Genomic DNA, 17,475 nt, shown 5'->3' on the forward strand with positions numbered 1-17,475 from the left:
GCCTGGAGATTGCTTTGAAAGGCTGCGTTCTCTTCCGTTGCGCTCCTGGCAAGCCGCCCCGTGTCAAGATGAACCTGCCAGCCAGGCGTTTGTGCCGATACTCACAAAAGCCGATGAGCTGATTGTCGGTAATTATTTTACAGCCGCTACCAGCTTCTTCGGCTTAATCTCAGCAAATGAGCCGCGTTCCTTGATATATAACCCCGCCAGAAAAGCGCCGCCGACCATTAACATACTCCATAGAAGAGGATGAAATTTGGTTTGTTGATACAGGCTATTTTCCAGAACGAAGCGCTCTTCCGCGCCTCGCTCATGTAGTCTGGAATTGGTTGCATAAAGGCCGTCAGACCGGTTTGCCTCTGCCTTTTTGCCCGAGTTCTGCCTTGAATCGATCATGGCTTCATTCATTTTCTCATAGAGGCGGGGCGTGTGCAGGGCCATGGCAGAATTAAGCTTCGCCATGTCGCCGACAAAAAATTCCCGTTTCGCGTGTTCAGCGCAGTAAAGGATAGCTTCGGCGACGAGCTCCGGCGCATACACCGGCACCGGCAGCTTCGGCTCATACGGCAGGTAATTTCTTGCATCCTCAGGAAATGGCGTGTGAATCGCTGTCGGTTTAATCAGCGTCACGGATACCGGCAGGCCATCAGCTTCAAGTTCTATGCGCAGACTGTTGGTGAACCCTTTGACGGCGTGTTTTGAAGCCGCATAAAGGCCTTGCAGCGGCAAGGAAGCATCGGAAGCTTCGCTGCCTACATTAATGAGCGCTCCGCCTTTGCTGCGCAAATGCTCCACAGCGATCTTGGAGCCGTTGACCACGCCCCACAGATTCGTTTCGAACAAACGGCGCAAATCTTCCTCCGGCACGTCCATTATTCGTCCGTAAATGGAGACGCCCGCATTATTCACCCAAGTGTCATAACCGCCAAACTCGGCGATGGCTTTATCCGATGCGGCCTGCAGCGCACTTTTGTTGGCCACGTCCGCAACCGCATAAATGGCCTGTCCGCCAGCGGCGATTATTTCATCCGTCAAATCGCGCAGCGCTTTCTCATTCCGTGCAACAAGGGCCACTTTGGCGCCCTCTTTCGCCGCCAGACGCGCCGTCGTCAGGCCGATACCTGAAGTGGCGCCCGTAATCACCAGAGTTTGTTCTGCTAACGGTTTTAAATTCATATGCTTGCCTCGTGTCTGTGTCTCCGGTTTACATTCGCCTTGTTACAAGACGGGAGGTTAACTCATCAGAAAATACCAACTGAATCAGCACACAGCATCGATGCCTCGCTTCAAGCCCATGAATTTTTTTATTCAGCGGCAACAGCTGGCATTTCTAACGGGCAAACAAGGTTAGTCCTTTATCAGAAAATTTCCGTGCGGTATCCAACCGACATCCAGTAAAGTACCCGCAGGTTTTGACAGTTAGCTCGACGGCGTTATGGGTGCGGGCTTGATCTTTCAGTCTTCTCATAACAGCCGAACCGGAAGCGCAAGAGCCTGCTGCGCTTTGGGCCAGCAGGCCATTTACCGATAATGCACGCCGGCACGTTCGGGTTGATAGGTAATTTCCTTGATGCGCACTCGCAACACGCCACCGCCCGGCTTGGGCCATTCGATTTCATCTCCTTGAGAAAGCCCAAGCAAGGCGCTGCCAACAGGCGCAAGAATGGAAATCCTCTCGCCCGAAGCGTCAATATCCTTGGGATAGACAAGCGTCAGACAGAACTCCTCGGACGAAGATTCGATTTCAAACCTCACAGTGGAATTCATCGTTACCACTGTGGGCGGGACATCCTCCGGATCTACTATTTCCGCACGCGCCAGCTCATGCTCCAGCTCGTCCTTTCCTGGAAAAGACTTGCCCGGTAATGAATCAATAAGGCTCTCGAGCCGTTCCGCGTCTAGCGACGAGATTATCAATTTCGGTTTCGCATACATTTCAGGTCTCTTAGGTTTCTGTTAGTACGAATGCATAAGCCTAACATGATGTATAGGACATCAAATGTTCGTATAAAAACTTAATTTACCGTCTGTCTTTCATGATTTTTTAATTGATCGCTTTTATTGTTGCCAGTTCAGACGAATAGCGCAGGGTGTAAGCTAATGCGACATTGCCTCTTTTGCCCGACAGCCAGGTAGGGTATGCATCGCATACCTTTTTTGAGGTTTGATTCATGAAGATAATGCGTGATGAGTAACCGGCTTCATTAGCCCTTCAATCTCCTCATAACAGCAGAACTGGATGTGCAAGTCGCCAGCAACTTGCCGCCGGGACTTTTGACTTCGGCCCGCAGGTCAACCTGCATGGGCGTTATTTTTACCATAAAATCCGTGGCATGGATAAACTCGTAAGTCATTTCGACGGACTCGATAAACCTGGTATTGACATAAGTCGTGATGCTCGGAGGCAAAAGCAGAAGACTCAATAGACCTAGTGCACTGCCAACGCTAAGAATATGGGCTACCTAAAACTGTCTAATAGGCTTCTTTCCCAAACCGGAGACGAGACATGCCCAAGAAATACATTGTCCGCCTGAGCGATACGGAACGTCATCATCTTCAAAAGGTGATCAAAAAACTTCAAGGCAGCTCACAAAAAGTCCGGCGTGCGCAGATTCTGTTCAAGGCCGATGCGAATGGCCCGGGTTGGACAGACCAGCGGATTGCGGAGGCCTACGCATGCCGGATCAACACGGTCGAAAAGATCCGCCAGCGCTTTGTCGAAGAGGGCTTTGAACGGGCGTTGGAAGGCCGAAAACGCGAGTATCCGCCGACCCCGAGGTTATTGGACGGGGCACAGGAAGCGCGCATTATCGCCACGCGCTTGGGATCGCCGCCGGCAGGCTATGCGCGCTGGAGCCTGCGGCTGTTGGCCGGGCGCGTCGTGGAACTGGGGATTGTAGACGCCATCAGCCATGAGACCGTCCGCAAGCTGATTAAAAAAACGGCATGACGCAGCGGGCGATTGCCTATTGGGTGATTCCGCCCGAGCAGGACGCCGAATTTGTGGCTGCAATGGAAGAGGTGCTGGACGTGTATGCGCGACCGTATGAGGCCGCGCATCCGGTCCTTTGCATGGACGAACAACCGATACAGTTGATCAAAGAGACCCGTACGCCACGACCGGGGACGCTGACGCAGCCGCCACGGGTCGATTACGAATACGAGCGTGCCGGCACCGCCAGCTTGTTCCTGTTTACCGAGCCGTTAGTCGGATGGCGCGAGGTGACGGCCCGCCCTCAGCGCACCAAAGCAGATTGGGCCAAAGAAGTGGCCCGCTTGCTGGAAGGGCGTTATGCCCAGTGTCCCGTGGTGACGCTGGTGAGCGACAATCTCAACACCCATACCAAAGGAGCCTTTTATGAGGTCTTCGAACCCGAACGTGCCCGCAACCTCGTACGGCGGATCAAGTTTTGCCAGACGCCCAAGCATGGCAGTTGGTTGAATATCGCTGAAAATGAGTTGAGTACCCTGACCCGACAGTGCCTGGCGCATCGAAGGTTCGGTGACATGGAAACCTTACGGACTGAAATTAGCGCCTGGTCGAGCTCTGTTAATAGCAAACAACGCGGTGTCGATTGGCAGATGAAAGTGGACGATGCACGAACGAAACTGAAATCCATTTACCCTAAAATTAAGCTGTGACAATGCACTAGTGTATTGTCCATGGCCGCCACGATCATGCCGCCCTGCATGCAGCCGAACGGATTGCTGTAACGCTCCTTGACCGGGAATCTGACAGTCAGCAATTGGCCTTCAACATACTCCAGAAACTCGCCTTGCATTGCCTTGAAGATTTTGGGCGGCAGTTCCAGCCCGTATTCGGTCCTGCCGGCTCCCTGATTTTCACTGACAGATAATCCTGTATCGAGCTGCCCGCGCTTTGGGTTAAACAAAAGATCAATTCCTACAAATGGTTATCGCCTAAGTGCCCGTTCAAAGACAAAAATCGAATAGCCATGCACCAGTGTTCTCATAAAAACGTTAAACAGCAGCATGGGCGCTTTTACCGCTCCGTATTCCACGGCTTTGCCGGCGATGGAATGCTTTTGAACGATCTGATAGCCGCAGCGGCAGAATAATTCGGCAGGATTTGATAAGGTAAACCTGAAATCGGCGCCCAACTTGCCCAATTTCTGCTGCAGGGTGTAGCTGTATTTGTTGAAAAACTTTTCCGTCATGAGGTCGCAGACCAGTTTATGCGCCGGAAACAACCGGCGCAAGGTTTGCAGGGTCTGCCTGATGGCATCCTCTTGCAGATAAATAAAAACGCCTTCTATGACAACCATGACGGGCTCATCGGTGGAAAATGCCTGCAGTTTCTCTTTCAGCGACTCGGTTTCAAAATCGATCGCGATGCGCTGCAGCCGGTTTTTGCATGTATCAACCGGCAGCCGCTCGTTTTTATAGGCGATGATTTGCGGCTCATCCAGTTCGATCCATACGCCGCCGTCAAGCCGGTAGGCGCGGCTGTCAAAGCCGGCGCCGATCAGGATGATCTTTAAATCGGGATTCTCGGCCAGCGCCTGCCGTATGCAGTCGTCGATAATCCTATGCCTTGCCACGTTGCCGGCATTGGGATTGGTTTCCTCTTTGAAAGCGGAAAAAATGTTCAAGCCGCGCTCATCCATAAAAACCCTGGCGTAGGTGTCTCGGCAGACCGGGTTTGCAGTTTCGGCATCCTGCATGCGGACCCCACAGCAATAAAAAGCGGTATTGGATATCGGTTTCATAGTGTCCTTTTTTGGATAGCGGTAAAGGTTTTGGTCGCGTTTTTTGTTGTAGATATTCACAGTCAACGGCGCATCCGTCGGCAGTAATCACGATTAAGGCCGCTAGAGCGTCCGTGCAGGGCGTGAGAGAAGTTCGGGCTCAGAAAGGCAACCGGCGCGATCAGCAGCGGTGCGAATGAAGATTGCAGAAGTACGGGCATGAAAGCTCCTTGTATGCCTGATGTGGAAGCAGCCATTGCCGCTTATTATCCATGTTAGAAATCATTTTAAGCATTTTTCAAGCACGGATCAATCCGGCGCATCAGCTTCCGTCTCATGCATTTGATGATGTTTTGTTTGAAGAATGTGTGGAATCACACAGTTTTAGTGCGACAAATGCCCTATTTTAAACGCTTCAATCAGAGGCAAAGCCGCTACGGCACTGGTTTTCCGAAGGCAAAACCTTTAATACGGTGCAGATTGCATGCCAACTATAGAGGCATATTGTCGCGCGTCATCATGTCGCATTTTCAAAGAGTTCCGGGATGAATACACTCTCCCTGACTCTTGTATGCGCTCTTTACGAGAACCGAAGTTTTTTTATCCTTCCCTTCAAATGCGGGCTCCCTTTGCCCGCATTCTTTTTCGGCACATTAAATCCAAGGTTGAATTATTAGGAGTGTTATGATTTTTTTCGATAATCAAAACTTTCAATTCCCTCAAGATCTCGATCTGGAAAACAAGTTGTTTTTGCCGACATCGAAGCTCTATGCACAGTTGAATGCCCAGTTGCAGGTGCTGTATCAGGATATCCGCACAGCGCTGATCGATAGCCATACGCTGCTGGCGTCATCGGCCAAACAGTTGTATGAACAACCGGGACCAACCCTGGCAGCCTGGTATGATCAGGCCGCTGGCCGCGCTGCCGAACTTCACGCACAAATCAACGAAGAGCTGTTGCCGAAAGCACAGGCCTCTTACCAACAGCTTGTTGTCGATGTAGCCGATGCGGGGCGTGAAACACGGCTTTATCTACAGAATTTCATGGAAAATCCTGAAGCCGCTGCAGCGGCGGCGATCCAGCCCGTCACGGCTTACCTTGCTGCGGCGACCGAAGCGGCTGAAGCGGCATTGGTAAGCGGTTATTACACCTTAGGCAGCCTGCTCGGCCAACTCATGAAGCAGCCTGCTGAAACACTGGAAGCCTCTATTCATTACCTGGTGTCGGAACTGCTCGAGCTCTATTTTCGGGCCGTCTCTTCGTTATTGATGCAAATTTAGCCGCAGCAGTGACATCATTCCCACGCTCCGGCGTGGGAATGATAAATACCAAGCACTAATCTATAAAGGTCAAATCAGGCTTTATCCGATATAGAACGCGAATGCCACCTTTATCCGTAGGATCTTCATCAAGATCAAAATATTCTGAAGCTAATAGAATTTCACTTAGCTTCTTATAACCATACCTCTTTTTTATACTGGCAAAATCATCCGCTAGCTGGTTTTCGGGAATTTGTTTAACGATAAAGTGGTATGCTTTATGAAGTTCAGCCCAGCCATCAGACCTTGCTTTTTGCTCGGCAAATTCAAAAAGACCGGCAACAATCAGGCTATTTCTAAGAGGCACAAGCTCAAAATATTTTGTACTTTCATCAGAAGCCAAAAAATCTGCATGCTCTTTTACAGCTTCCTGGAAAGTCTTGATCAGCACTTTCAAATTCTCAAGCTCGGGCAATATTTTCTCTCGTTGCTCGTCAAGATACTGTTCAATGTCTTTACCGCTTTCAAGGGAATTCATATTCCATTTCGGCAATAAATGGTGAATTAACTCATTTCGTTCAGCAACTATCGCATTCAATGCATTTTTTCGTTCTTCAGTAAAGATGATCATCACCTTCAACCCTAAAACGAAAAGAAAGCCGTATTTCTTTTAATTCTTCGGGCTCATTTGCATTTTTTTCAGATGCCGAAAAAGTGTTTTCAAGAAATTGGTCGGCTACTTGCCTCATCGTCTTTTTATTAATAGCTGCGGCACGATCTTTCAGAATTGTTTCTAATTCACTGATATAGCCTGAATGACTTCCATAGATTGATAAAAATTTCAGCCAGTGCTCCATTTGTTGAAACAACATAACATTCCTGCCGATTTTCCGTAGAACTTCGTTTTGCAGTTTTTCCAATTCCATGTGTATTTTCGCAATAATTAAAATTAACGATTATAAAACCGTGTAGAGTAGGCAAATAGTTTTATAATTTTCTTAATTTTTACAGACTAAACTACCAAGCCTGAGCTGGAAATATTGCCCGCCTGGCAGAACAAGCAGAAAACAAAGAACAGTAAATGACTAACCATAAATTTCAGGATTTGCTCGAGCCGCTGGATAGACCGGCATGACTGATCCAATCCACCAAACCGCTATCGACCTGAAAATCCCCTTCCACGACGTCGACATGATGGAAATCGTCTGGCACGGCCATTACGTCAGGTATTTCGAGATCGCGCGCTGCGCCCTGCTGGACAAGATCGGCTACAATTACCGGCAGATGCGCGATTCGGGCTATTCGTGGCCCGTGATCGATCTGCGCATGCGTTATATCAAGCCGGCCGCTTTCGAACAGGTCATCACCGTAAAAGCGGAGATTGTCGAATGGGAAAACCGGCTGAAAATCAATTATCTGATCGTCGACAAGGAAACCGGCGACAGGCTGACCAAAGGCTACAGTATTCAAGTGGCCGTCAATCTGGCCAAGGATGAAATGTGTTTTGAATCGCCGGGCATTCTGCTTGAGAAGCTGGGCGTGGAGGTTTCGTGATTTATTTAAAAGCCCTGGTGCTGTTTCTGTTAACGGTCAATGTCTGCATGGCCGATGAACTGCTCGACCAAATTAATGCCCGTCTGACTAAAGCCACGATTACGCGCGGCGCCTTTGAGCAGACCAAGCAGCTGAAAGTATTGCGCAAGCCGCTGATTTCGAACGGCACGTTCATTTACCATAAAAGCCGCGGCATCGCCTGGAAAACGCTGTCGCCCGTGCCGTCGCTGCTCTTGATCAGCGACACGCGCCTGTGGACGGAGCACGGTGAGCAACCCGTTCCGGCGGCGTTCGGCAAGGTGTTCCAGGCCATGCTGGGCGCGGACCTGTCGCAACTGGCTACGGCGTTCGATATCAACGGAACGGTCAGAAAGATAGCCTGGCAGGTCAGCCTTGTGCCCAAGGACGAGATGATGAAGAAAGTCATCAGCCGGATGCAATTGTCCGGCGACCATGAACTGCGCGAGCTGGAAATCTTCGAGAGCAACGGCAACAGCAGCATATTGCACTTTCAAAACATCATTCATCCCGAACGCTTAACCGCCGGAGAAGAAGCCGATTTTGCGCATTTATCGCCCTAGGATAGCCGCATTCGTCTGGCTGCTGGGCTTGCTGGCGCTGGGCTTCGCCGGCAGCCGCTTGTTGACGTCAGACTGGTTGGAAACGGGGTTTCTGGCGCTGCTGCCGACCACCGAACAGCAGCCTGAAATCGCCCAAGCCGTACGCCAACATAACGAACTTATCAACGGCAAGGTCATCTGCCTGACCGGTGCCGATTCTGCGCCGCAAGCGATCGCCTATGCCGGCCAGCTTAAGGAACGGTTCGAGCAAAGCGGCCTGTTCAAGGATATCCGGCTGCAGGTGGATCAACAGAGTTTTGCCAAACGTTATCAGCAGCTGTTCGCTTACCGTTACCAACTGCTTGATGCGCAGACGCGCGGCATGCTGCTGGCCCAGCCCGAGGCGCTGATCGGCCGCAATCTGGAAATGCTCTACAGCCCGCTCGGGCAACTGCAGGCGGCGAATCTCGAACGCGACCCGCTGCTGCTGTTCAGCCGCTACTTCAACGCCCAGAATCCGGGCCGGTTCACGCTGGAACAAGGCGTGGTACTCGTGCAGGATGGCGGCCGCTTCTGGGCGCTGCTGATCGCTGACATGGCCGACAACAAGCTGCATCTGGACAATCTGGATGTATTGCGTGAACTCATGAACGGCGCACAAGGCCGGATCGAGGCGGCCGGCGGCGAACTGCTCACAACCGGCATGCCGCTGTTCACGGCCGAGGGCTCGCACAGCGCGCAGCGCGAGATCGCCATCGTCAGCATCGGCTCCACGCTCGGCATCCTGCTGTTGCTGCTGACCTTCCGCAGCGCCCGGCCGCTGCTGCTGTCCTGTTTAGGGATAGCGGCCAGCACGTTTGCGGCGCTGGTTGTCAGCATCATGGTTTTCGGCAAAATCCACCTCCTGACCTTGGTGTTCGGCGCCAGCCTGATCGGCGTCGGCATCGACTATGCGCTGCATTATTTCTGCAGCAGCTTCAGTTCGGAAAACTGGGCGCCTGCCAAGGGATTGCAGTACATCCTGCTGGGCATCACGCTGGATCTGGGAACCAGCCTGGTCAGCTACGCCAGCCTGGGCGTCGCGCCGTTTCCACTCCTGCAGGAGATTGCGTTTTTCTCGGTCATCGGCCTGATCGGCGCCTGGGCCACCGTGGTCCTGCTGTTCCCGCTGCTGCTGACGGGCTTCAAGCCTGCGCACAAGCCGGCCATGCTGCGGCTGACGAATTATTGGCAACAGCACTGGCCGGCCTGGCTGCTGAGGAACCTGATCTGGCTCGCGCCGGTGGCGATTGCGGCAGTTGCGGGCGGGCTCTGGCAGCTGACGCCGCGCGATGACGTACGCCTGTTGCAGTCGGCCTCCGCCGAGCGCTTGGCGGTCGATCAGAAAATCCGGCAGTTGCTGCCTGTGAGAGCCGACAGCCAGTTTTTTCTGGTGTCCGGAAAAGATCCGCAGGACTGGCATCGGAACGAGCAGGCGTTACTAGCGCGCCTTGAAACCCTGAAACAGCAGGGCGCAATGGAGTCTTACGACGGACTCAGCCGCTACTGGCCTGACCCGGACACGCAGCGCGACAATTATCATCTGCTGAAACGGACGTTCTACGAGGCCGGCCTGCTGAAACGCTACATGGCGGAGCTGGGCTTTGACGAGCAAACCATTGCCGCAGAACAGCAGCGGTTTAAAGCCGCCGAAAACAGCCGCATCAGCCTGGTCGAATGGCTGGACAGCGCCGATGAAGCCCGGAAAATGCACTGGCTGGGCTGCGATGCCGGCCGCTGCGTGAGCACCGTATCATTAACCGGCATCAAGAACTTGGCGGCCCTGTCGCAGTTGAATGACTTGCAGGGCGTACGCTGGGTGGACCAGGCGACCCAGCTTTCGTCGCTGTTCGAGCGCTACCGGACCAGCGCCAGCACCCTGCTGATCGCCGCCTACGGCATTGTACTGATAGGATTGGGGCTCAAATTCGGCTGGCGCAATGCGCTGATGATCATTTCCGTGCCTGTTTTTGCGACAGCCGTTTCCCTGTCCATGCTGGGCTGGTTTGACCAGCTGTTCAGCCTGTTCAACCTGTTCGCGCTGCTGCTGGTGCTGGGCATAGGCGTGGACTACGGCATCTTCTTCTTTCTGGCCGAAGATGAACGCTCCAGCACCTCGCTGGCCGTCACGCTGTCGGCCATCACGACGCTGCTGTCTTTCGGTCTGCTGGCCGTCAGCTCCACAGCTATCGTCCACGCCTTCGGCTTTACCGTCGCGGCCGGCATTCTGACGGCCTTGCTGCTGGCGCCGCTGGTGGGTAAACAGACACGATAAGGGCGATCCGCAACCGTCGGGAACTGATCAGCGCTCATAAGCCTCTGTTCGATAGGAACATCGTGCTTGGGAACCGCCATGAAAATACATCAGTTCAGTATCGATGAAGCACTTGCCAGCCTCCACAGTCATCATGAAGGACTGTTGGCTGCACAAGTTGAAAACCGTTTGCGCGAATACGGCCCCAATCGCGTCGAACAGGTGCAGGGCGAGCCGCTGTGGCTGAGCTTTATCCGGGAGTTTGTACATTTTTTTGCGCTGATTCTCTGGATTGCGGCGGGGCTGGCGTTTTTCGCCGAATCCCGACATCCGGGCGAGGGCATGGCCATACTGGGCTATGCCATCCTGGGCGTTATCGTTATCAATGGCTTGTTCTCTTTCTGGCAGCAGTACCGCGCTGAACGCGCCATCGCCGCGCTGCAGAAACTGCTGCCTCAGCATGTCAAGGTGATCAGGGACGGCAAGGTCGGATTGATTTTCGCGGCTGACCTGGTGCCGGGCGACGTCATTTTATTGCAGGAAGGCGATAACGTGCCAGCGGATTGCCGCCTGCTGGAAGCGTTCTCGCTGCGCGTCAATAACGCCACCGTGACCGGCGAATCACGACCGCAGGCACGCGATGCCCTGCCTTCTTCCGAAGAACGTCTGGAGCACAGCCGCAATACATTGCTGGCCGGTACGTCGGTCGTTTCGGGCGAGGGCCGGGCCCTGGTGTTTGCGACCGGCATGCATACCGAATTCGGCAAAATCGCCCATCTGACCCAGACCGCGAGCAAAACCCGCTCGCCGCTACAGCGCGAGATCGTGCGCCTGAGCCGTCTGATCGCGATTCTGGCCGTCACGCTGGGCCTGGTGTTTTTCCTGATCGGGCACAGCATGCACATGTCGTTCTGGGACAACTTCATTTTCGCGATCGGCATTATCGTTGCCAACGTGCCGGAGGGCCTGCTGCCGACGGTCACGCTGTCGCTGGCTATGGCCACGCAGCGCATGGCCAAGCGCAATGCTCTGATCCGGCACCTGCCTTCCGTGGAGGCATTAGGCTCGGCGACTGTGATCTGTACCGACAAGACCGGCACGCTGACCGAGAACCGCATGGCAGTCAACGCGCTCTATCTGGACGGGCAGATGTTGACGCCGACAGCGGTACAGCGGCAGCCGGAACTGGCGCATGCGCACCGCCGGCTCTTCGAAGATGCGCTGCTGTGCCATAACCTGAAGGAAACGCTGCTCAATGGCAAGTGGCAATTAATGGGTGACCCTATGGAAATCGCGCTGGTGCGTATGGCCAAGACTTGCCTGGGCGAGGTGCGCGGCTATCCCAAGATCAATGAAGTACCATTTGATACCGATCGCAAGCGCCTGTCCACAATCCATCATACGCCGGCCGGCATTGTGCTGTATTGCAAAGGCGCCCTGGAAGCGCTGCTGCCATTGTGCACGCAAATACAGACCGCAGCAGGGACCGTACCGATGACGCAGGATGCCCGGCAAGCGTATCTGAATGCGCAGGAAGATATGGCGGGCAGAGGGCTGCGCGTACTGGCGTTCGCATGGCGGATGCTGGAGGACAGCCACAATGCGCCGGCGCAGGAGAAGGACCTGATCCTCGCTGGGCTGGTCGGGCTGGAAGACCCGCCCAGGCCCGAGGTGCCGGCCGCTATAAGTAAGTGCCGGGCCGCCGGCATCAAGGTCATCATGATAACGGGTGATCATCCGCATACGGCGCAGGCGATAGGCCGGCAGATTGGCCAAATTCAGACTGACAACCCGATCGTGATTACCGGCGAACAGTTGCATAGACTGTCCGACATCCAGCTGCGCCTGGTCCTGGATGCGCCGGACCTCATTTTCGCGCGGGTCGGGGCCGACCAGAAAATGCGCATCGTCACGGCACTGAAGAAGAAAAAACACGTCGTCGCAGTCACGGGTGACGGCGTCAATGATGCGCCAGCTCTGAAAACCGCGGACATCGGCATCGCAATGGGCGTGGCCGGCACGGACGTGGCCAAGGAGGCTGCCGATATGGTCCTGCTCGACGACAATTTCGCCAGTATTGTCGCAGCCATCGAGGAGGGGCGTACCGTTTATGAGAATATCCGCAAATTCCTCACCTATATCCTGACTTCCAACATTCCCGAGGTCGCACCCTATCTGGCCTTTGCGCTGCTCAAAATCCCCTTGCCCTTGACCATCATCCAGATCCTGGCCGTCGATCTCGGAACGGATATGCTGCCGGCCCTGGGACTGGGCGCAGCCAAGCCCGAGCCGGGCAACATGGCCAAGCCGCCGCGCCCGCGCAAGGAAAGACTGCTGGACTGGCGTCTGTTAACCCGCGCTTATCTTTTTTTAGGAGTAATGGAGGCGATTGCCGCCATGTCGGCTTATTTCTATGTGCTGTACAGCGGCGGCTGGCAGTGGGGCGAAGGACGGGACAGCCAGGATCCCTTGTACCTTAAGGCCACGACCGCCTGCTTCAGCGCCATCATCGTCATGCAGATCATCAACGTGTTTCTCTGCAAGACGCCGGAGCGCAGTGTATTCAGCGCGCCCGCCTTCGACAACCGGATCATCCTGGGGGGCATCGTCCTGGAAATCGCGCTGGTCGTCATCATCGACTACACAGCCTGGGGCAATTTGATATTCGGCACGCTGCCGCTGGCGCCTGATGTGTGGCTATTCATCCTGCCGTTTGCGCTGGCGATGCTGTTGCTGGAGGAAGTGCGCAAGTTCGCGGTTGCCAAATGGAAATACTGGACCGGAAAAAGTTGAGGCGATGTCTCATGCCCTAAAGCGCGGGCAGCCTGTTCGGAGAGCGGCGGTGCCGCTCGCTTCGCGCTCGTCTCGTCTTACAAGACGAATTTTAGGCCAATTAATATCAAAAGGCTCGCCAATAGGGGTCTCAGCACCTTTTCCGGAATCTTGGCGCTGAAATAGCTGCCGACGTAAATGCCGGGCAGGGAGCCGACCAACAGGCTGCCCAGCAATACCAGATCCACATTACCCATGTGCATATGCCCGAGCCCTGCGACGGCCGTCAGCGGAATCGCGTGCGCCAGGTCGGTGCCGACGATGCGCACGGTCGCCAGGCGCGGATACAGGAATAATAAAGTCACCGTGCCCAGCGCGCCCGCGCCTACCGAAGTCAGCGTGACCAGTGCGCCCAGAACGATGCCGGTCAGGACTGTGAGAGGGCTCTGCCAGCGTCCGAAGCGCTCATGGTGCGTCTTGCGCTGCAATGCAATTTCATGGCTTTTGCGGGTAAAAACGCTGCGGAAAATCAGTGACATGGCCGTTAAAATCAGCGTCACTCCCAATGTCGTGGTCATCAGTTGCGTGACGCCGTCATTCTTTTCCATCACATAGGTCAGCAAATAAACAACCGTCAGCGAGGCCGGCAGACTGCCCAATGCCAGAAGCCCGACGATTTTCCATTCGACCGACTGATGCTTGTTGTGATGAACCAGCACGCCGCCGGTTTTGGTAATGGCCGCGAACAACAAATCCGTGCCGATCGCCGTTTTCGGGGCAAAATCAAACAGGAAAACCAGCAGCGGCGTCATCAACGAGCCGCCCCCCACGCCGGTCAAACCCACTAAAGTTCCGACCAGCAAGCCCGAAACGATATACGCTAAGTCCATATTAAAGAGCCTTAATTTTTAAAATAATAACGGTAACCCGCCATTATATAATCAATGGCCGGTCAACGTCATAAAGTGGATTTTAAACGGCGGCCGTTTTTTTCATGTGACGATTGCGGAAAATCGGTTTTTATCGATGGGAGCTGCGGCCCGCGCCGCGCCAATGATTGAATGCTGAGAGAAAAAGAGACGAAGCCATTCAGGCCGGACAAGCAATCGATGACCCTGATTTCGCCGGACCTATTCTGATATAATTAGCATTTTTTATCAGGTCGTAGGCATTTAACCATGTCATCAGCAGCAAGTCAGCAACAAGGCGGCAATATTCAAAACAGCCATCCTCACCACGTCATCATTATCGGCGCCGGGCCTTCGGGCAGCATCGCCGGAGCCTTGCTGACAAACAAGGGCTATCGCGTCACGATTCTGGAGCGCAATCTGTTCCCGCGCTTCAGCATCGGTGAAAGCCTGTTGCCGCAATGCATGGAATTCATCAAGGAAGCCGGCATGCTGGAAGCCGTCGTCAACGCCGGATTTCAATACAAGGACGGCGCCTCGTTCGTGCGCGGCTGCAAATACACCGATTTTTCCTTCGAAGACAAGTTTACTGCCGGCATCGGCACGACCTTCCAGGTACAGCGCGGGGCATTCGACATGCTGCTGGCGCAGGAAGCCGAGCGCATGGGCGTCGAAATCCGTTGGCAGCAGGAGGTCTTGGAGGCCGATTTCTCGGCCGACAAGCCGAAGCTGACCGTGCGCGATGCGTCGGGCGAATTGTCGACCTGTGAAGCCGATTTCGTGCTCGACGCCAGCGGTTTCGGCCGCATATTGCCAAGACTGCTGGATCTGGAATCGCCTTCGGGCTTTCCGGTCCGGCAGGCGTTGTTCACGCATATCGAGGATCGCATCGACGCCGATGCGCGCTTCGACCGGAACAAGATCCGCATTACCGTGCATCCCGACCATGAAGACGTCTGGTTCTGGCTGATACCGTTCAGCAACGGCCGCAGCAGCCTGGGCGTCGTAGCCCGGCAGGAATTTTTTGATGCGCTGCCCGCTGACAACAAGGCGGCATTGCGGCAGGTCGTGGGCCAGGACCCGAGCTTGACGGCACTGCTGGGCAAGGCCGAATTCGACAGCGCCGTGAACACCATTACCGGCTATTCGGCCAATGTCAAAAGCCTGTACGGCAAGGGCTATGCCCTGCTGGGCAATGCCGGCGAATTCCTGGACCCGGTGTTTTCGTCCGGCGTCACGATCGCCATGAAATCGGCCAGCTTGGCCGCCGCAGCTTTGGACCGCCAGTTCAACGGTGAAGCGGTCGACTGGCAGTCCGATTACGCGAGCCCCTTGCAGCGCGGCGTCGACACCTTCCGCGTGTTCGTCGACGCCTGGTACGACGGCCGGTTTCAGGATGTGATCTTCCACGACAAACAGCGGCCCGAAGTCAAGGCGATGATCAGTTCGATACTGGCCGGCTATGCCTGGGACGAAAACAACCCTTACGTCAAAAATGCCCGTTCAAGGCTCGATACGCTGGCGGCATTTTGCCGCAGCGACAAGGAATGACCGGATTAATTGACGCAGCGACCGGCAGGCCGCCCGTTTTTATGGCTGTTTTTTTCATGATGCTGGCCTTGTTGACGGGCTGCTCGGCGCTGCAACACAAAGAAATTGCAGGAGAACCTGTCGCGCTGCCGATTGCGCCGCCGACAGGGCCGGCGCGGCATGTCGTGCAGCAATTGACGGCCACCTGGACGGACAGGCAGGAAACCCTGGTTTGCGTGCTGGAACTGGATGACCGGCATATCGCCATGGCCGGTCTGACGAACGAAGGGCTGAGCCTGTTCAACTTAAGCTACGACGGCCATACCCTGACGTCCGACAAGAGCCCGCTGCTGCCCGATGCCGTGGCGCCGGAATTCATAATCGCCGATCTGCAGCTGGTCTACTGGCCCGTCGCCGGCCTGGAAAAAATACTGCCGGCCGGCTGGCGGCTGGAGGCCGACCCGAACGGCCGGATTTTATATCATCAGGATGATAAGAAGGCTGAAGTCCGCTATTTGTCGCCCGATGCCGCATGGCCCCGGGACGTCGAGCTGACCAATCATCAATACCATTATCGCTTGGACATCAAGACTCTCAGTTATGACGTTTTACCTGAATGATTTAGGCCTCTTGTGCGCGCTCGGCGGTTCCAAAGCCGAGGTCGGCAGGCGGCTCGTGGCAGGCGACCGCTCGGGGCTGGTGATGACCGATCGGTTCAGTCCCGGGCGCGAGACCATCGTGGGCCGCATTGACAGCGAATTGCCCGAGATCCCGACTGAATACAGCGTTTACCAGTGCCGCAACAATCAATTGCTGCTGGCCGCTCTGGAACAAATCAGGCCGACCGTCGATGCGATGACCGCATCGTTCGGGCGCGACCGCATCGGCGTCGTCATCGGCACCAGTACGTCGGGCGTACTAAGCACCGAACAGGCACTGGCTTCGGTGACGCAAGCCGGCGCCCTGCCCGACCGGTTCCACTACAAGCAGCAGCAAATGGGCGCCGGCGCCGACTTTCTGACTGCTTATCTGAACCTGGCCGGGCCTGCCTACACGATCTCCACAGCCTGCTCGTCCAGCGGCAAGGCGTTTGCTTCGGCGCGCCGACTGCTCAATCTGGACCTTTGCGATGCGGTCATCGTCGGCGGCGCCGACAGCCTGTGCGGCCTGACCATCAACGGCTTTGCCGCGCTTGAATCGATCAGCGCCGGCCACTGCAAGCCGTTCGGGCGGCGCCGCGACGGCATCAACATCGGCGAGGCGGCCAGCCTGTTCGTGCTGAGCCGGCAGCCCGGCCCCGTCGCCTTGCTGGGCATCGGCGCGACCAGCGACGCCTACCACTTTTCGGCGCCGGACCCGGCCGGCAAGGCCGTGATCAAAGCCATGCAGCTGGCCCTGGCCGATGCTGGCAAGACGCCCGATCAAATCGATTACCTGAACCTGCACGGCACTGCCACGGTATTAAACGATGCCATGGAAAGCGCGGCCGTCAACGCCGTGTTCGGGCCGGCTCTGGCGGTCAGTTCCAGCAAGGGCATGACCGGCCATACCCTGGGCGCGGCGGCCGCGCTGGAGCTGGGTTTCTGCTGGCTGCTGCTGACCGGCAGCAGCGAAGACGCCCTGATCCCCAATGTCAGCGGCGATGAGCCCGATCTCGAACTGGCGCCGCTGCATCTGGTAAGAAAAGGTGAGCGCCTGGGGCGGCGCATCGACACCTGCCAGAGCAATTCGTTCGCGTTCGGCGGCAACAATCTATCGATAGTGGTAGGTAGAGCATGATCGGCGATGGAAGAATTAAAGAACATGGCATAAATAGATTTGCCACAAAGGACACGAAGCTTTGTAGGGTATGCATTGCATACCTTTTTCAACATCTGCCGGTCCATCAT

At 55.2% G+C, this 17,475-nt stretch carries 18 protein-coding genes; 10 read left to right on the top strand and 8 right to left on the bottom strand.

Annotation, left to right across the window (positions count from 1 at the left end; all coding sequences use genetic code 11):
* Window positions 1-132: 132 nt before the first annotated feature.
* The 3 genes from ACTNE6_RS20065 to ACTNE6_RS20075 all read right to left on the bottom strand — a co-directional run bounded on the left by ACTNE6_RS20065 (window position 133) and on the right by ACTNE6_RS20075 (window position 2,423).
* Complete coding sequence (locus ACTNE6_RS20065) at window positions 133-1,176, bottom strand: SDR family oxidoreductase (RefSeq protein ID WP_194971054.1); 1,044 nt, start codon at window positions 1,174-1,176, stop codon at window positions 133-135.
* Window positions 1,177-1,521: 345 nt separating this feature from the next.
* Window positions 1,522-1,935 (bottom strand): nucleoside diphosphate kinase regulator, encoded by a 414-nt coding sequence (gene rnk / locus ACTNE6_RS20070; protein ID WP_442498069.1) that lies wholly within the window; start codon window positions 1,933-1,935, stop codon window positions 1,522-1,524.
* A gap of 269 nt (window positions 1,936-2,204) precedes the next feature.
* Window positions 2,205-2,423, bottom strand: coding sequence for a hypothetical protein (locus ACTNE6_RS20075; protein ID WP_442498070.1), 219 nt, complete (start codon window positions 2,421-2,423; stop codon window positions 2,205-2,207).
* A gap of 83 nt (window positions 2,424-2,506) precedes the next feature.
* On the opposite strand from ACTNE6_RS20075, the gene ACTNE6_RS20080 reads away from it, so the two are divergent.
* Both ACTNE6_RS20080 and ACTNE6_RS20085 read left to right on the top strand, forming a co-directional pair.
* Window positions 2,507-2,950, top strand: coding sequence for a helix-turn-helix domain-containing protein (locus tag ACTNE6_RS20080; RefSeq protein ID WP_442498071.1), 444 nt, complete (start codon window positions 2,507-2,509; stop codon window positions 2,948-2,950).
* On the top strand, window positions 2,947-3,642 hold the full coding sequence (locus ACTNE6_RS20085; RefSeq protein WP_442496985.1) for an IS630 family transposase: 696 nt from the start codon (window positions 2,947-2,949) through the stop codon (window positions 3,640-3,642). The genes ACTNE6_RS20080 and ACTNE6_RS20085 overlap by 4 nt, the downstream gene beginning before the upstream one ends.
* On the opposite strand, the gene ACTNE6_RS20090 is transcribed toward ACTNE6_RS20085, so the two are convergent.
* Together ACTNE6_RS20090 and ACTNE6_RS20095 are read right to left on the bottom strand one after the other, a co-directional pair.
* Window positions 3,621-3,893 carry a hypothetical protein gene (locus ACTNE6_RS20090; protein WP_442498072.1) on the bottom strand — a complete coding sequence of 91 codons (273 nt, stop codon included), beginning with the start codon at window positions 3,891-3,893 and terminating at the stop codon, window positions 3,621-3,623. The genes ACTNE6_RS20085 and ACTNE6_RS20090 overlap by 22 nt on opposite strands.
* A gap of 21 nt (window positions 3,894-3,914) precedes the next feature.
* Window positions 3,915-4,730 carry a class I SAM-dependent methyltransferase gene (locus ACTNE6_RS20095; RefSeq protein ID WP_442498073.1) on the bottom strand — a complete coding sequence of 272 codons (816 nt, stop codon included), beginning with the start codon at window positions 4,728-4,730 and terminating at the stop codon, window positions 3,915-3,917.
* 663 nt (window positions 4,731-5,393) lie between these two features.
* Here ACTNE6_RS20095 and ACTNE6_RS20100 point away from each other — a divergent pair.
* Entirely contained in the window at window positions 5,394-5,990 is a 597-nt protein-coding gene (locus ACTNE6_RS20100; RefSeq protein ID WP_442498074.1) for a hypothetical protein, read from the top strand.
* 55 nt (window positions 5,991-6,045) lie between these two features.
* On the opposite strand, the gene ACTNE6_RS20105 is transcribed toward ACTNE6_RS20100, so the two are convergent.
* Both ACTNE6_RS20105 and ACTNE6_RS20110 read right to left on the bottom strand, forming a co-directional pair.
* Window positions 6,046-6,600, bottom strand: coding sequence for a hypothetical protein (locus ACTNE6_RS20105; protein WP_442498075.1), 555 nt, complete (start codon window positions 6,598-6,600; stop codon window positions 6,046-6,048).
* The gene (locus ACTNE6_RS20110; RefSeq protein WP_442498076.1) at window positions 6,584-6,895 is read right to left on the bottom strand and encodes a hypothetical protein; all 312 of its coding nucleotides are present in this window, start codon (window positions 6,893-6,895) and stop codon (window positions 6,584-6,586) included. Before ACTNE6_RS20110 ends, ACTNE6_RS20105 begins: the two co-directional genes overlap by 17 nt.
* A gap of 205 nt (window positions 6,896-7,100) precedes the next feature.
* Between ACTNE6_RS20110 and ACTNE6_RS20115 the strand changes: the two genes are divergently transcribed.
* From ACTNE6_RS20115 to ACTNE6_RS20130, 4 genes are all read left to right on the top strand, one after another.
* Window positions 7,101-7,523, top strand: a complete 423-nt coding sequence (locus ACTNE6_RS20115; protein WP_442498077.1) for an acyl-CoA thioesterase — start codon at window positions 7,101-7,103, stop codon at window positions 7,521-7,523.
* Window positions 7,520-8,104 (top strand): outer membrane lipoprotein carrier protein LolA, encoded by a 585-nt coding sequence (locus ACTNE6_RS20120; RefSeq protein ID WP_442498078.1) that lies wholly within the window; start codon window positions 7,520-7,522, stop codon window positions 8,102-8,104. The genes ACTNE6_RS20115 and ACTNE6_RS20120 overlap by 4 nt, the downstream gene beginning before the upstream one ends.
* The gene (locus tag ACTNE6_RS20125; RefSeq protein WP_442498079.1) at window positions 8,085-10,397 is read left to right on the top strand and encodes an MMPL family transporter; all 2,313 of its coding nucleotides are present in this window, start codon (window positions 8,085-8,087) and stop codon (window positions 10,395-10,397) included. Before ACTNE6_RS20120 ends, ACTNE6_RS20125 begins: the two co-directional genes overlap by 20 nt.
* Window positions 10,398-10,475: 78 nt before the next feature.
* Window positions 10,476-13,169, top strand: a complete 2,694-nt coding sequence (locus tag ACTNE6_RS20130; protein ID WP_442498080.1) for a cation-translocating P-type ATPase — start codon at window positions 10,476-10,478, stop codon at window positions 13,167-13,169.
* 77 nt (window positions 13,170-13,246) lie between these two features.
* Here the strand turns inward: ACTNE6_RS20130 and ACTNE6_RS20135 are convergent, their stop codons facing one another.
* Window positions 13,247-14,038 (bottom strand): sulfite exporter TauE/SafE family protein, encoded by a 792-nt coding sequence (locus tag ACTNE6_RS20135; protein WP_194971043.1) that lies wholly within the window; start codon window positions 14,036-14,038, stop codon window positions 13,247-13,249.
* A gap of 288 nt (window positions 14,039-14,326) precedes the next feature.
* Between ACTNE6_RS20135 and ACTNE6_RS20140 the strand changes: the two genes are divergently transcribed.
* The 3 genes from ACTNE6_RS20140 to ACTNE6_RS20150 are packed head-to-tail and all read left to right on the top strand — an operon-like array spanning window position 14,327 to window position 17,365.
* Window positions 14,327-15,607, top strand: a complete 1,281-nt coding sequence (locus ACTNE6_RS20140; protein ID WP_442498081.1) for a tryptophan 7-halogenase — start codon at window positions 14,327-14,329, stop codon at window positions 15,605-15,607.
* Window positions 15,604-16,206, top strand: a complete 603-nt coding sequence (locus tag ACTNE6_RS20145) for a DUF3261 domain-containing protein (RefSeq protein WP_442498082.1) — start codon at window positions 15,604-15,606, stop codon at window positions 16,204-16,206. The genes ACTNE6_RS20140 and ACTNE6_RS20145 overlap by 4 nt, the downstream gene beginning before the upstream one ends.
* Entirely contained in the window at window positions 16,187-17,365 is a 1,179-nt protein-coding gene (locus ACTNE6_RS20150) for a beta-ketoacyl-[acyl-carrier-protein] synthase family protein (RefSeq protein WP_442498083.1), read from the top strand. Before ACTNE6_RS20145 ends, ACTNE6_RS20150 begins: the two co-directional genes overlap by 20 nt.
* Window positions 17,366-17,475 lie beyond the last annotated feature (110 nt).

This window comes from Methylobacter sp. sgz302048 (genome assembly GCF_052162025.1).
Classification (GTDB): domain Bacteria; phylum Pseudomonadota; class Gammaproteobacteria; order Methylococcales; family Methylomonadaceae; genus Methylobacter.